This window comes from Asanoa hainanensis (assembly GCF_900188485.1).
Taxonomy (GTDB): Bacteria; Actinomycetota; Actinomycetes; order Mycobacteriales; family Micromonosporaceae; genus Asanoa; species Asanoa hainanensis.
On record NZ_FZPH01000008.1, the window covers coordinates 14,436 to 27,189 of the forward strand.

Consider the following 12,754-nt stretch of genomic DNA (forward strand, 5'->3'; position numbering starts at 1 on the left):
TGACGGGCGAGTCGGCTGGGCGGCCGCGTCGGTGACCTTCGGGCCGCCGCCGAGGAACGTCCGGACTCCGCAGGGCAGGGTGGTTGTTAACGGCAACCCGGGGTGACCCGCGGGAAAGTGCCACAGAAAACAAACCGCCGGGCGTACGCGCCCGGTAAGGGTGAAACGGTGGGGTAAGAGCCCACCAGCGCGCCGGGTGACCGGAGCGGCTTGGTAAACCCCACCCGGAGCAAGGCCAAAAGGGCCGTCCCATGGACGACCTGCGCAGGTGTTCGAGGGCTGCCCGCCCGAGCCTGCGGGTAGGCCGCTCGAGCCTGCCGGCAACGGCAGGCCTAGATGGATGGCCGCCACCGGCCGCCGAGAGGCGGCCGGAACAGAATCCGGCGTACAGGCCGACTCGCCCGTCACTCTCCTGAGCTGTTGCCCGAAGGTCTTGCCATGGAACTGCCGGCCGGTGCCACCGGCTTCGACGCGGCCGTCGCTGACGAGGCCGAGGTGCGCGGCTTCACCACCGCTTGCCACCACGCCGCCCGGGCCACCGGAGGTGCCGTCACCCGCGTCGTTCCGGCCGGACCGACGCCGAGCTTCCATACCGTCGAGATCAGCCTCGGCCAGCAGCGAATCGCCGTGCTGCGACATAGCACGCTGCCGCTGGTCGCCTTCACCGACCCGCGGGGCGATGGTGAGCTGGCGTTGACGTTCGTCGACCACCCCGATCTCGCTGCCGCCATGTCGGGCGTTCCGGTGCTGTCCGCCGGACAGCTGAACGCTCCGGTGTCGCAGGCCGACCTCGGCGCTCTCGGCCCGGCCGAACACGAACAGATCGGGTACTGGCGGCCGACCAGCGTCGGCGAGCTGCTGTTCAACTTCTGGGACTGACGTCAGGCCTGTTCCAGGATGGCCAGGTCTCGGTTGGCGAACTGGGCGTGGGCCCACTCGTCGTTGAAGATGACTCGCAGGCACTGCGCCGCCGTGCGTTCGGCCGGTGGCGGGCAGCCCGGCGCGGTGTTCGGGCCCCGCACCCGGTCCAGCTCCTCCTGGGTGACGTCGGCCAGATAGGCGCGCAGATCCGCGATGCGCTCGGCGCGTGCCGCGAGGATCTCGTCGAGGGTCGGCGCAACCGACTCGTCGATGCCGAACTCGGCGCCGTTGGTGATGAACGCCGCGGGAAGGCCGAGAGGATGGAACGGCCGTGGGCGCAGGGCCGCCGCGTGGCCGTACCACGCGTCTACCACGAAGATCGTGTGGCGCAGGGTCTGGGCCAGCGACCATTCGTCGTTCACCGACCTGTGTACCGCTTCCGCCGGCAATGCGCTCGCCCGAAGGACGGTCGCGGCCCAGAGCTCCTCGATGACGTCCACCGCGTCGCGCATCTCCTCGGGCGTGGTCGGCCGCAGCCGTAGTCGCTCGGGGTGCAGGCGATCCAGCTCGGCCTCGATCAACGGCATGACCTCGACGCCGTTGACGCGTAGGCCGTCTATCGCCCCGTCGATGTCGGCGTTGACCAGCAGCACGCCATGCATCCGGGTGTCGCTGAGATCCACCTCGCGGAAGGTCGCGCCGGCCATCGACAGGTCGACGAACTCCGCACCCTCGTAATCCGACTGCCCCTCGAATCGCGTCACCGGCACATCGTAGGAGGACCCACCGACAAGAACCGCGGGACTGGTCAACGCCGTCCTATGTGGTGGGTTGGCGTCGGACCATCTCGGCGATCCAGATCGGGGCGTACGGGGACGTGCAGCCCGGTGAGGTCGGATAGTCCTCGAGCACCCGCAGGCGTTCCCCGATGTCGACAGCGCGGGCACGCAGCGCCGGGTGGTCGATGCCGATCTGGGCCAGGCAGTGGTTCATCGCCCACTGCAGCCGCTCCGGCGCGTCCTTCAGCTCCGCCTCGATGAGGGACAGCAGCCCGGCCAGGTCTAGGCCCGCCGGCTTCTTCGCTACCCGGTCGACCGTCAATGCCCACCCGGCGCTGGCGACGACCGGATCCGGATCGGCGAACCAGGTAACGCGCAGCTCTTCCGCGTGCGGGCTCTTCTTGACCACGTAGTTCACGAGCCAGTCGTGCACCTTGGGCGCCCGCGCCGACCGCAGCATGGCGTCCAGCTCCGCAAAAGAAAACGCCTTGGGGCGGCAGATCAGCAGCGAAAGCAGCCGGGCGGCGGTGTCGTCCGTCGCCCACAGCTCGACCGCCAGCTCCTGCGAGGTCTTGAGCCGCTTCGCCACCGCGCGCAGCTTGCCGAGGTTCACCCCGTGGTCGTCGCCGTGCTTCTCGTTGACCGCGCGCACCTTCGGGTCCTCGAGCGAGGCCAGCTCGGCCAGCACCGCCTGAATCATCGGAACACCTCCGGGTCGAAGGGCTGCGTGCCCTCGTCCACGGTCCAGACCCCGCCGTACGGCATGAGGTCCGTGATGCGGACGCTTCTGAAGTGATACAGGTTGATGCCGCCGTACATGCCGCCGTCGGCACCCCGGACCGCCGCGCCCATCGTGTGCACTCCGCCGTCGCCGTCGGTGTTGCCGTCCACGATCTGGCGCGCGTACGCGATGAGCTCGTGGTCCGAAGCGGTCAGTTCACGCATGGCCAGCACCATAGAGGGCCGCGAGAACGAAGGGCGTCAGCAGCAGCCAGTCGTGGGCGATATGGGCGCCGGTGGACACCCACAGGTTCTTTGTCCGAATGTACGACCAGGTCAGCACCAGCCGGGCCGCCCCGACCACGAGGACGCACATCGGCACGTTCCAGCCGTACGCCGGCAGGTGGACCAGGCCGAACCACACCGACGACGCGACCCACGCCAGTACGATCGCGCGCGTCCGCGCGCGCCGCGCGGTCAACCAGTGCAGCAGCGCGAGGAACGGCAGGACGGTCAGCAGTTCCTCGCCGAGCAACTGCAGCGCGGTACGCGGGTAGAACGTGGCCAGCCACAGCGGCGGAGCGTCGGCGATCTGGTCGAAGATCGGGTTGGGCGGAACCCACCCCACCAACGGGCCGGCGACGTAGCCCGCGACGATCGTGGCCAGGATGGACAGCACGCCGTACCCGACCATGGCCCGCACGTCGCGCCAGCGGACCCGGGCGAACAGGCCCGAAACCCGGCCACCGGTGGCGTACGCCAGGGCGGCCAGGGGAATGGCCACGAACAGCGCGGTGGGTACGAGCACGCTGAACGGCCCGTGGAAGTGGTAGCCCACCGCCAGGAACGCGGCCAGCGCGGCCACCACGGAGAGCACGACCACCAGCCAGCGGCGCCCGGTGACGGTGCCGAAAGGGAAATCGGGTCCGTCGGCCCGCTCGAGAGTCAGCGTCACCTCGCGCACGGCGGGACCCTACAGCTTGACCGGTTCCCAGGTGTGGCCCGCGATCCAGGTCGGGTCCTGGCGGGCGTACGCCTGGAACGCCTCCACCACCTCGTCGACCGTCGTGACCTCGGTGCCCACGTGGGTCTCGTCGCCGCCCGCGCGGCGTTCCAGGGCGTACGAGTCGGCCTTGACCGCGACCTGGAGGAAGGTGTCGTCGCTGAACTCGAGGATCGCGAACCAGTCGTCGATCGTCAGCGCCCGCAGCGCGGCCGCGATCTGGGCCGGATCGGGGTCCGGGACCTGTGTGCCGTCCGCGGTGGTGAGGGTGAGGGAGGCAGTCATGCGTGGCAGTATGCCCGGGCCCGCAACACACCCGGGCCCGGGACAGGGACCGTCACAGGCGGCGGCGCGCCTGACTGCGCAGGGCCAGCGCCTCGTTGAGCCGGGTGAGCAGCGTGGCCAGGTCGGACCGGTCGGTCTCCGTCCACGCGGCCAGCATCTCGTCGTAGATCTCCGCCCGGGCCGCCCGAACCACGGCCATCCGGCGCAGGCCCGACGGGGTGGCGGAGACCAGGGTGCCGCGGCCGTCGCTGGGGTCGGCCTCGCGGGCGATCAGGCCTTCCCGCTCCATGGCCCCGACCTGTCGGGTGACGGTCGAGCCGTCGAGGTTGAGGCGGGCGGCGAGCGCGGAGACGTTCTGGGGGCCGGCCTCGTCGAGGTGGCGCAGGATCACGTAGGCCGCGCGGTCGAGGGACCGGTGCGCCTCGACCGGGGTGGCCCGCCGGGTCGCCTCGGCGAAGCGCATCAGGAGCGCTACCTCGGTTTCGATCCGGCCGATGACGGAGTCCTCCGCGTTCATGACTGTATGTTACAGACGGAAAACAGCGTGAATTCTCGGCCCTTCACTCGGTAGGGACACGCCGGGGGCGATTCAGTCCCTTCTCGCCGCAGCCGGTCTACAGTGGATGGGACCCCCTCTTTTTGTGTGAAACGGTGGCGCTATGCCGTTTTGCGGTGCACAGTGGTCCCATGAGCGACAGCGGACGTGGGACGGAGTACTACTGGTGCACCCGTCACCACAGGGTCGAGACGCAGGCTGACGTTTGCCCTGCGATGTACGTGCTCGGTCCCTACAGGTCCAAGTCCGACGCCGAGAACGCGCTGCAATCCGTGCAGGAGCGCAACGACGCGTGGGACGAAGAGGACCGCCGCTGGGCAGGGGAGGAGAGGTAAGCGCCGCGGCACTCGTACACGGCGAGCAACTCCGCGGTCTCCGCGACGGAGCCGGACCCGACGCACGTCTCGCAAGGAGGAACCCACCATGGCCGAAGCGTTGAAGGCCAAGACACCGAGGGCCGCGAAACGCGCGGCTCCGAAGAAACCCGCGGCCAAGCGTACGAGCGCGGCGACCCGCGCCTCGGGCACCGCACGGAAGACCGTCTCGGCGCAGACGCCCGCGCGTAAAACGGTCACCAGCAAGGCCACCGCGAAGAAGGCGCCCGCGAAACGGGCGACGGCCAAGCGGACCACGGCCAAGAAGACCACCGCGCGCAAGGCGACCACGACCCGCACGCCCGCCAAGCGCACCGCTGCCAAGCGGACCGTGGCGAAGCGGACCACCGCGGCCAAGCGCACCACCGCTGCCAAGCGGACCACGGCGGTCAAGCGGACCACCGCCAAGAAGACCACCGCGCGCAAGGCCACCACGGCGCGCAAGACCGCCGCCAAGAAGACCACGACGCGCCCCACGGCGCGTAAGGCGGCCACGAAGGCACCCGCGAAGCGGGCCACTGCCAAGAAGACCGCGGCGAAGAAGACCACGGCCCGCAAGACCACGGCCAAGAAGACCACCGCCGCGCGCAAGACGGCCACCAAGCGGGCCACCACCGCCAAGACGGCCGCGAAGCGCGCGCCGGCGAAGCGGGCCACCGCCAAGAAGGCACCCGCCAAGCGGACGGCGGCCAAGAAGACCACCACCGCCCGCAAGACGGCAACCAAGCGGACCACCACCGCGCGCAAGAGCACGGTGCGCAAGGCGGCCAGCCCGCGTAAGGCGACCGCCCGCAAGTCCGCCCGATAACGGCACGGAGCACGACCCGAGCGGGGCGCTCGGCACGCTGGTATGAAGTACGCGTGGTGACCAGACGTGTCCGAGCGCCCCAGTTCGACTTCGCCGCGCTGCGTCGCGAGCTGGACCTGCCCGACAGGTTCCCGCCCGCGGCGCAGCGCGAGGCGGAGGAAGCCGCGAGCGCGCCGCTGCCGGACCGGCCGGACCGCACCGACATCCCGTTCGTCACGATCGACCCGATCGGGTCCCGCGACCTCGACCAGGCCATGTGCCTGACCCGCCGCCCGGGCGGCTATCGCGTGCACTACGCGATCGCCGACGTGGCGGCGTTCGTGCGTCCGGGCGGCGCGCTGGAGGAGGAGACCTGGCGCCGCGGCCAGACCGTCTACCTGCCCGACGGCAACGTCCCGCTGCACCCGGTGGCGCTCAGCGAGGGCGCGGCCAGCCTCCTGCCGGAGCGCACCCGCGCGGCCGTGCTGTGGACGATCGACCTCGACGAGCACGGCGACACCACCGCCGTCGCGCTTGAGCGGGCCCTGGTGCGCAGCCGGGCGCAGCTCGACTACGCGACCGTGCAGGGCCAGTTCGCGGCCGGCACGGCGGCCGACCCGATCGCGCTGCTGCCGGAGATCGGCACCCGGCTGGTCGAGCGGGGCCTCGAGCGCGGGGCGATCAACCTGCCGCTGCCCGAACAGGAGATCGAACGCGACGGCGCCGGCTACCGGCTCGTGCTCCGGCCGCCGCTGCCCGCCGAGGAGCACAACGCGCAGATCTCGCTGCTGACCGGCGTGGCCGCCGCCGGCATCATGCTGGCGGGCGGGGTCGGCCTGCTGCGGACCATGCCGCCGCCGGACCCGGCCGCGGTCGAGCGGCTGCGGGCCGCCGCGCAGGCGCTGGGCGTCGAATGGCCGGACGGCGCGCCCGTCGGCCGGGTGATCGCCGCCGTCGACGCCGCCGACCCGCGCGGCGCCGCCTTCCTCGACCAGGCGGCCGAGCTCATGCGCGGCGCGGGCTACACGGCCTTCGACGGCACCCCGCCGGAGCAGTCCACGCATGGTGGCGTGGCGGCCTCCTACGCCCACGTGACGGCCCCGTTGCGCCGGCTGGCCGACAGGTATGCCACCGAGGCCTGCCTGGCCCTCACCGGCGGTCTGGCGGTGCCCGAGTGGGCGCGCGAGGCGCTGCCGAGGCTGCCCAAGGTGATGAGCGGCACCGACCGGGTCACCAGCGCGGCGGCCCGGGGCGCGGTCGACCTGACCGAGGCGGTGCTGCTCCAGCACCGGATCGGCGAGACGTTCGAGGCCGCCGTGGTCGACGTCGACGGGCCGCGCCGCACCGCCCCGGCCCCGGCCAACCCCGACGGCCGCCAGCCCGGCGGCACGGTCGCCCTCGACGAGCCGCCGGTCCGCGCGCGGTGCACGGGCGAACTGCCGCTCGGCGAGCGCGTCCGGGTGACCCTGGTCACCGCGGACCCGGTCAAACGGACGGTGCTGTTCACCCGGAAGTAAGGGTTTGCGACGATGCCCGCATGGCCTACGACCCCAGCGCGCTCCCTGACGTCTCCGGCTTGACCGTCGCCATCATCGGCGGCACGGGCGACCAGGGCCGCGGCCTGGCGTACCGGCTCGCCCAGGCGGGCCAGCGGGTGCTGATCGGCTCCCGCCAGGCCGCCCGGGCGACCGCCTCGGCGGCCGAGATCTCCGCGCTGCCGGGCGTCACCCGGCCGGTCGAGGGCGGCGCCAACGAGGACGTGGCCGCGGCGGCCGACCTGACGATCATCGCGGTGCCGTGGGCCGGCCACCGGGACACGGTCACCGCGCTGCGCCACGCGCTGGCCGGCAAGCTGGTCGTCGACTGCGTCAACCCGCTCGGCTTCGACAACCATGGGCCGTACCCCTTGCACGTCGAGGAGGGCAGCGCCGCGCAGCAGGCGGCGGCGCTGTTGCCCGAGTCGACCGTGGCCGCGGCCTTCAACCACGTGAGCGCGCCGCTGCTGGCCGACCCCGCCGTCGAGTCGATGGACCTCGACGTGCTGATCTGCGCCGAGGACCGGCACCTGGCCGGCGTGGTGGCGGGGCTTTGCGCCCGGATCCCGGGCATGCGCGGCATCTACGCGGGTCGGCTCCGCAACGCGCACCAGGTCGAGGCGCTGACCGCCAACCTGATCGCGATCAACCGCCGCTACAAGGCGCACGCCGGGTTCCGGGTGACGGACGTCTGAACGACGATCTCGGCACGCCCGTCCCGCTGGCCGGACCGCCTCGGCGGGTCGTCTCGCTCGTGCCGTCGCTGACGGAGGCGGTCGCCCGCACGGTCCCGGAGGTGCTGGTCGGCGCCACCGACTGGTGTGTCGAGCCCGCCGGCCTGGACGTGCTCCGGGTGGGCGGCACGAAGTACCCCGACCTCGACCGGGTCCGGGCCGCCACGCCCGACCTCGTGCTGGCCAACGCCGAGGAGAACCGCCGCGAGGACGTCGAGGCGCTGCGGGCGTCCGGGATCCCGGTCTGGGTGACCTATCCACGGACGCTCGACGCCGCGCTCACCAGCCTGGAACGGCTGCTGGCCGCGCTGGGAGCGGCGCCGCCGGCCTGGTTGCTCTCCGCGCGAGAGGCCTGGTCACCACCGTTCACGGGGGTACGCCGGAGCGCGCTGATCCCGGTCTGGCGGCGACCGTGGGTCGTGCTGGGCTCGGACACCTTCGCCGGCGACCTGCTCGCGCGGCTCGGCGTCGACAACGTCTATGCCACGGCCCCGGAGCGCTATCCGCGCCCACCGCTGGCGGAGTTGCGAGCGGCGGGCGCGGACCTGCTGGTGCTGCCGGACGAGCCGTACAGGTTCACGGCGGACGACGGCCCGTCCGCCTTCCCCGAGCTGCCGTACGCGCTGGTCAGCGGCCGGTTTCTCACGTGGTACGGCCCGTCCCTGGCCGTGGCGCGGGCGGAGCTAGAAGCTGTGCTCTGAGCTGGGGAACTGCCCGCCGCGTACCTCGTCGCCGAACGCGGTGGCGGCGTCCCGGAGGGCGCCGTGCAGGTCGGCGTAGCGCTTGACGAACCGCGGGAGCTTGCCGGTGCGCAGCCCGGCCATGTCCTGCCAGACCAGCACCTGGGCGTCGGTCTCGGGCCCGGCGCCGATGCCGACGGTGGGCACCGCGATCTCGTTGGTGATCCGCTTGGCGACGTGGGCAGGCACCATCTCCAGCACCACCGCGAACGCGCCGGCGTCGGCCACCGCGTGCGCGTCGGCGATCACCTCGTCGGCGGCGTCGCCGCGCCCCTGCACCCGGTAGCCGCCGAGCGTGTGCTCACTCTGCGGTGTGAACCCGATGTGCGCCATGACCGGGATGCCGGCCGCGGTGATCGCCTCGATCTGCGGCGCGGTCCGCCGCCCACCCTCGAGCTTGACGGCGTGGCAGCCGCCCTCCTTCATGAACCGCACGGCGGTGCGCAGGGCCTGGGTCGGCCCCTCCTCGTACGAGCCGAACGGCAGGTCACCGACGACCAGCGAGCGCTTGGTGGCGCGCACCACGGCCTTGACCAGCGGCAGCAGCTCGTCGGCGGTGACGGCGAGGGTGGTCTCGTACCCGAACACGTTGTTGGCGGCCGAGTCCCCGACGAGCAGCACGGGAATCCCGGCCTCGTCGAAGATCGCGGCGGTGTACTGGTCGTACGCGGTCAACATGGGCCACCGCTCACCGCGCTCCTTGGCGGCGACCAACTCCCGAGTACGAACGCGGCGGTTGGGGGGCCCGCCGTAGAGGGACGGTTGCTCACTCATCGCAGCTCTCCTCTCGCCTCAAGGCCGCTCCGGTGCGGTCCCTGGGCACCCTCCGATGGTCCCACCGCAGACCCCGGCGGGAGAGACGAGCGTGGAATCTTTCACACGCCGGGCGGCCCGCTATGCGCCGACGCGGGCGGCGAACTCGCGGATCCCCGGTAGCGCGCCCCGCGTGTCGCCGGACAGCAGGTCGCCGACCAACTGTTGCGCCCAGGGGCGGAACCGGACCTCCTGGGGCGTGTCGCGTTCCGCGATCTGGAGGGCCTGGAACGCGGCCGAGGGTCGACCCCGCCCGAAGCAGGCCAGGGCCGTGTCCTCCCAGTAGCGGGCGCGTCGCTCGGGGATCTTGATTCGGGTGGGGTCGACCCGCTTCGCGAAGTCGACCGCGCTGCCGAAGTCGCCCAGCACGCGGGCCACGCTGACCCGGTAGACCGCCAAGTCCAGGGCCAACGCCTGGGGCCCGCCGGTCCGCTCGGTTGCCTCGTCCGCCTCACGCAGCAACGCCCATGCCGCGTCGCGTTTGTCGTGGAGCGCGGCCGTATACGCGGCAGCTGACAGCAGGCGCACATACATGGCGGACTCGCGCTGGTCGCTGAGCCCGGTGTCGCGCTCGAGGCGTTCCGCGGCCGTGAGGACGAACTGCTGCGCGCCGTCCCGGTGCGGGGTTCGCCGCATCACCGTCGCCGTCAGGCGGCTCGCCTCCGCAAGGGTCACCGGATCACCGGAGGCCTGCGCGGCCTGCAGGCCGCGGTCGGCGGACGACCAGGCCAACACGTCGTCGTGCAGTTTGAGCAGCAGCGCGGTGGCGATGCCGTACGCCTGCGCGAGCTGCGTCGAGGCCAGCGCCGTGTTGTCGGAACCGGCCCGGTCGCGGTTCGTCCTCGCCTGGGCGATCAAACGCGGCAACCGGGCGGAGAGCTGCTGGAATCGACATGCGACGAAGTCCGAGCGAGCTGCCGTCAGCGCGGCACGCAGTTCGGCGGGACCAACCGTGGCGCCGTCCAGTGGGGTACCGAGAAGCAGGTCGTCCGGCCGCAGGACCTGTGGACGGAGCGACGCCGCAGCGCCGTCGGACAAGCCGAATCCGGCAACGCCGACGACTCCACCCAGGAGATCTCGTCGTCGCACTGCTCCCTCTCCGTCCGCTTGCGCGGTTCTTCCGCGCACCCTATCGATCGGGACGGGTAGCGCAACAGATTCGGCCCGCGTGGCGAGCCCGAAATGCTCCGGAGGGATGTCGAACACGCCGCACAGCCGACGGAGCAGAGCGACGTCCAACAACGGCTGTCGGCCACGCTCGATCCGGCTGAGGGTGGCCGCGGAGTATCCGCACCGCCTACCGGCCTCCGCGAGCGTCCAGCTTTTCGCCGTGCGCGCGACACGCAAAAGCGTCCCGAAGTCGCTGGCGGCGATGGCCCGGCGCGCCTCGGGAAGATCCAGCCAGTTCTTTTCCGTGGTCATCGGCGTTCCCGGGACAGCTGCGGGAGGACAGGCTCACTGTCGGCGATGAATTGCGAGTCACGCAAACTTCTTTCATCTGTGTGCCATGCCGTGGATTTCGGCTGGTCGCCCTGCTTCCCTGACCACAGAGGAGGCGGACGTGTGGAATCGAGAGCCGGAGTGGACCGTAGGGACGGTGGTCGCCGTATTGTCGGCGGTGACCGCGATCATTGTCTTTTTGTTGGTCATGGCCATGGGCGGCGGCTTGCGGAGCGTTGCCGCGATTGGCGCCATCGGCGCGATCGTGAGCGCCGCCCTGCAATTTCTCGACCGTCGCGTCGGTCGGGACTAAGCGCCGGACTGGTCGACCTCGCGCCAGCGGCTCGTGATCGGTAGGCGGCGGTCGCGGCCGAAGGCCTTGATGGAGATCTTGGTGCCCGGGGCCGCCTGGCGGCGTTTGTATTCCGCCAGGTCGACCAGGCGCAGCACCCGGTCCACCAGGGCCGGGTCGTGGCCCGCGGCGATCAGGTCCGCGCGGCCCTGGTCGCCGTCGACGTAGGACAGCAGGATCGCGTCCAGCTTGTCGTAGTCCGGCAGCGAGTCCGTGTCGAGCTGGTCCGGGCGCAGTTCCGCGCTCGGCGGCTTGGCGATCGAGTTCTCCGGGATCGGCGGCTCCTCGCCGACCCGCAGGGCCTCGTCGTTGCGCCAGCGGGCGAGTTTCCAGACCAGGGTCTTCGGCACGTCCTTGAGCGGGTTGAAGCCGCCCACCGAGTCGCCGTACAGGGTCGAGTAGCCGACCGCGAGCTCGCTCTTGTTGCCCGTGGTCAGGACCAGCGGGCCCTCCTGGTTGGAGATCGACATCAGGACGACGCCGCGGACGCGGGCCTGGAGGTTCTCCAGGGCCAGGCCCGACAGGGACATCTTCGACTGGAAGCTGTCGACCATCGCCTGGATCTCGTGGATCCGCAGCTCCAGGCCGGTGCGCTTGGCCATCTCGGCGGCGTCCTCGCGGGAGTGCGTCGACGAGTGCTGGCTCGGCATCGACACTCCTATCACGTCCGCCGCGCCGATCGCGTCGACGGCGATCGCGCCGACCACCGCGGAGTCGATGCCGCCCGAGAGGCCCAGGACGACCTTGTGGAATCCGTTCTTGCGGACGTAGTCGCGCAGGCCCAGCACCAGCGCGCCCCAGACCTCGGCCTCGTCGTCGAGTCGGGTGGCCTGGCCACCGAGCAGCGGCGGCCCGTCCGGCGCCGGGTGCGGGTCGGAGACGTGCACCCGCTCGATGCCCATCTGGTCGCCGCCCACCTCGGCCCTGGTCCGCGGCGCGAACGCGGGGGTCGACGGCGGCGGCGGGAGCAGGCCGAGCGGCAGGTCGAGGTCGTGGATCAGCAGGTGCTCGGCCATCTGCGGCGCCCGGGTCAGCACCTCGCCGTCCGCCGTGACGATCATGGAGTCGCCGTCGAAGACGAGCTCGTCCTGGCCGCCGACCATGTTGAGGTACGCCACTGTGGCGTTCGCCTCGGCCGCCCGGCGGCGGACCAGGGCCAGTCGGGTGTCGTCCTTGTTGAGCTCGTAGGGCGAGCCGTTGACGGTGAGCACCAGGCCCACCCCGGCCCGGCGGGCGGCCGTGAACGGGCCGCCGGCCTGCCACATGTCCTCGCAGATGGTCAGCGCCACGTCGACGCCGTCGATCCGGACCACGACGAGCGTGTTGCCGGGTACGAAATAGCGGTCCTCGTCGAAAACGCCGTAGTTGGGCAGGTGGTGCTTGAAGTAGCGGGCCGCCACCCGTCCCCGGTGCAGGACCGCCAGCGCGTTGCGGGGGCCGGCGCTCGGGTCGGTCGCGGAGTTGACGGCCGGCGGGCCGTCCGCGTCGAGGTAGCCGACCACCACCGGGGTCTCGCCGAGCCCGTCGGCGTCGAGGTCCGCGGCCAGTCGCGTCAGCGTGGAGCACGTCGCGGCCAGGAACGACTGGCGGAAGACCAGGTCTTCTATCGGGTAGCCGGTCAGCATCATCTCGGGGAAGACGACGAGCCGGGAGCCCGCGTCGACGGCTGCGCGCGTGCTGGACCGCACGATGGAGGCGTTTCCGGACAGGTCGCCGACCGTCGGGTTCACCTGCGCGAGCGCGATACGCAACGTGGGCATACGTCAATCCTCCCA

The 12,754-nt window shown here is 71.6% G+C and carries 15 protein-coding genes and 1 other RNA gene; 7 read left to right on the top strand and 9 right to left on the bottom strand.

Annotated elements, in window-relative coordinates; all coding sequences use genetic code 11:
- The first annotated feature begins 7 nt into the window (after nucleotides 1-7).
- An RNA gene (gene rnpB / locus CHC05_RS20155) (RNase P RNA component class A) lies at nucleotides 8-404 on the top strand.
- Nucleotides 405-438: 34 nt separating this feature from the next.
- Nucleotides 439-879, top strand: a complete 441-nt coding sequence (locus CHC05_RS20160) for a hypothetical protein (protein ID WP_089251118.1) — start codon at nucleotides 439-441, stop codon at nucleotides 877-879.
- A 2-nt stretch (nucleotides 880-881) separates the two neighbouring features.
- Here the strand turns inward: CHC05_RS20160 and CHC05_RS20165 are convergent, their stop codons facing one another.
- From CHC05_RS20165 to CHC05_RS20190, 6 genes are read right to left on the bottom strand one after another with little or no spacing between them, the layout of a single operon-like run.
- Nucleotides 882-1,625, bottom strand: a complete 744-nt coding sequence (locus tag CHC05_RS20165) for a DinB family protein (protein WP_144022694.1) — start codon at nucleotides 1,623-1,625, stop codon at nucleotides 882-884.
- Nucleotides 1,626-1,680: 55 nt separating this feature from the next.
- Nucleotides 1,681-2,340, bottom strand: a complete 660-nt coding sequence (locus CHC05_RS20170) for a DNA alkylation repair protein (RefSeq protein ID WP_089251122.1) — start codon at nucleotides 2,338-2,340, stop codon at nucleotides 1,681-1,683.
- A complete protein-coding gene (locus tag CHC05_RS20175; RefSeq protein WP_144022695.1) occupies nucleotides 2,337-2,585 on the bottom strand; it encodes a hypothetical protein in 249 nt (82 codons plus the stop codon). Before CHC05_RS20175 ends, CHC05_RS20170 begins: the two co-directional genes overlap by 4 nt.
- On the bottom strand, nucleotides 2,578-3,324 hold the full coding sequence (locus CHC05_RS20180) for a CPBP family intramembrane glutamic endopeptidase (protein WP_089251126.1): 747 nt from the start codon (nucleotides 3,322-3,324) through the stop codon (nucleotides 2,578-2,580). The genes CHC05_RS20175 and CHC05_RS20180 overlap by 8 nt, the downstream gene beginning before the upstream one ends.
- 9 nt (nucleotides 3,325-3,333) lie before the next feature.
- Nucleotides 3,334-3,648 carry a hypothetical protein gene (locus tag CHC05_RS20185; protein WP_089251128.1) on the bottom strand — a complete coding sequence of 105 codons (315 nt, stop codon included), beginning with the start codon at nucleotides 3,646-3,648 and terminating at the stop codon, nucleotides 3,334-3,336.
- A gap of 52 nt (nucleotides 3,649-3,700) precedes the next feature.
- Nucleotides 3,701-4,165, bottom strand: a complete 465-nt coding sequence (locus CHC05_RS20190) for a MarR family winged helix-turn-helix transcriptional regulator (protein ID WP_089251130.1) — start codon at nucleotides 4,163-4,165, stop codon at nucleotides 3,701-3,703.
- A gap of 462 nt (nucleotides 4,166-4,627) precedes the next feature.
- On the opposite strand from CHC05_RS20190, the gene CHC05_RS20200 reads away from it, so the two are divergent.
- The 4 genes from CHC05_RS20200 to CHC05_RS20215 are packed head-to-tail and all read left to right on the top strand — an operon-like array spanning nucleotide 4,628 to nucleotide 8,335.
- Nucleotides 4,628-5,386, top strand: coding sequence for a histone H1-like repetitive region-containing protein (locus tag CHC05_RS20200; RefSeq protein ID WP_089251134.1), 759 nt, complete (start codon nucleotides 4,628-4,630; stop codon nucleotides 5,384-5,386).
- Nucleotides 5,387-5,439: 53 nt separating this feature from the next.
- Complete coding sequence (locus CHC05_RS20205; RefSeq protein ID WP_089251136.1) at nucleotides 5,440-6,882, top strand: RNB domain-containing ribonuclease; 1,443 nt, start codon at nucleotides 5,440-5,442, stop codon at nucleotides 6,880-6,882.
- Between the two features lie 20 nt (nucleotides 6,883-6,902).
- Entirely contained in the window at nucleotides 6,903-7,595 is a 693-nt protein-coding gene (gene npdG, locus CHC05_RS20210; RefSeq protein WP_089251138.1) for an NADPH-dependent F420 reductase, read from the top strand.
- Nucleotides 7,596-7,621: 26 nt separating this feature from the next.
- Nucleotides 7,622-8,335 (top strand): helical backbone metal receptor, encoded by a 714-nt coding sequence (locus CHC05_RS20215; protein ID WP_089251632.1) that lies wholly within the window; start codon nucleotides 7,622-7,624, stop codon nucleotides 8,333-8,335.
- Here CHC05_RS20215 and panB read toward each other — a convergent pair.
- Together panB and CHC05_RS20225 are read right to left on the bottom strand one after the other, a co-directional pair.
- Nucleotides 8,318-9,148 (bottom strand): 3-methyl-2-oxobutanoate hydroxymethyltransferase, encoded by an 831-nt coding sequence (gene panB, locus CHC05_RS20220; protein WP_089251140.1) that lies wholly within the window; start codon nucleotides 9,146-9,148, stop codon nucleotides 8,318-8,320. The genes CHC05_RS20215 and panB overlap by 18 nt on opposite strands.
- Before the next feature lie 120 nt (nucleotides 9,149-9,268).
- Nucleotides 9,269-10,609: a helix-turn-helix domain-containing protein gene (locus tag CHC05_RS20225; protein WP_089251142.1), complete on the bottom strand. Its 1,341-nt coding sequence runs from the start codon at nucleotides 10,607-10,609 to the stop codon at nucleotides 9,269-9,271.
- Nucleotides 10,610-10,784: 175 nt separating this feature from the next.
- Here CHC05_RS20225 and CHC05_RS41570 point away from each other — a divergent pair, with 175 nt between their 5' ends.
- A complete protein-coding gene (locus tag CHC05_RS41570; protein ID WP_179266286.1) occupies nucleotides 10,785-10,940 on the top strand; it encodes a hypothetical protein in 156 nt (51 codons plus the stop codon).
- Here the strand turns inward: CHC05_RS41570 and CHC05_RS20235 are convergent.
- Nucleotides 10,937-12,739: an NAD+ synthase gene (locus CHC05_RS20235; protein ID WP_089251146.1), complete on the bottom strand. Its 1,803-nt coding sequence runs from the start codon at nucleotides 12,737-12,739 to the stop codon at nucleotides 10,937-10,939. The two genes, CHC05_RS41570 and CHC05_RS20235, sit on opposite strands and share 4 nt — an antisense overlap.
- Between the last annotated feature and the right edge of the window lie 15 nt (nucleotides 12,740-12,754).

What these genes read in the sequence shown, in the direction of transcription:
- CHC05_RS20160 (WP_089251118.1), top strand. Translation starts at nt 439, where the DNA reads ATGGAACTGCCGGCCGGTGCCACCGGCTTCGACGCGGCCGTCGCTGAC.
- CHC05_RS20170 (WP_089251122.1), bottom strand. Translation starts at nt 2,340, where the DNA reads ATGATTCAGGCGGTGCTGGCCGAGCTGGCCTCGCTCGAGGACCCGAAG.
- CHC05_RS20175 (WP_144022695.1), bottom strand. Translation starts at nt 2,585, where the DNA reads ATGCGTGAACTGACCGCTTCGGACCACGAGCTCATCGCGTACGCGCGC.
- CHC05_RS20185 (WP_089251128.1), bottom strand. Translation starts at nt 3,648, where the DNA reads ATGACTGCCTCCCTCACCCTCACCACCGCGGACGGCACACAGGTCCCG.
- CHC05_RS20190 (WP_089251130.1), bottom strand. Translation starts at nt 4,165, where the DNA reads ATGAACGCGGAGGACTCCGTCATCGGCCGGATCGAAACCGAGGTAGCG.
- CHC05_RS20200 (WP_089251134.1), top strand. Translation starts at nt 4,628, where the DNA reads ATGGCCGAAGCGTTGAAGGCCAAGACACCGAGGGCCGCGAAACGCGCG.
- npdG (WP_089251138.1), top strand. Translation starts at nt 6,903, where the DNA reads ATGGCCTACGACCCCAGCGCGCTCCCTGACGTCTCCGGCTTGACCGTC.
- panB (WP_089251140.1), bottom strand. Translation starts at nt 9,148, where the DNA reads ATGAGTGAGCAACCGTCCCTCTACGGCGGGCCCCCCAACCGCCGCGTT.
- CHC05_RS20225 (WP_089251142.1), bottom strand. Translation starts at nt 10,609, where the DNA reads ATGACCACGGAAAAGAACTGGCTGGATCTTCCCGAGGCGCGCCGGGCC.
- CHC05_RS20235 (WP_089251146.1), bottom strand. Translation starts at nt 12,739, where the DNA reads ATGCCCACGTTGCGTATCGCGCTCGCGCAGGTGAACCCGACGGTCGGC.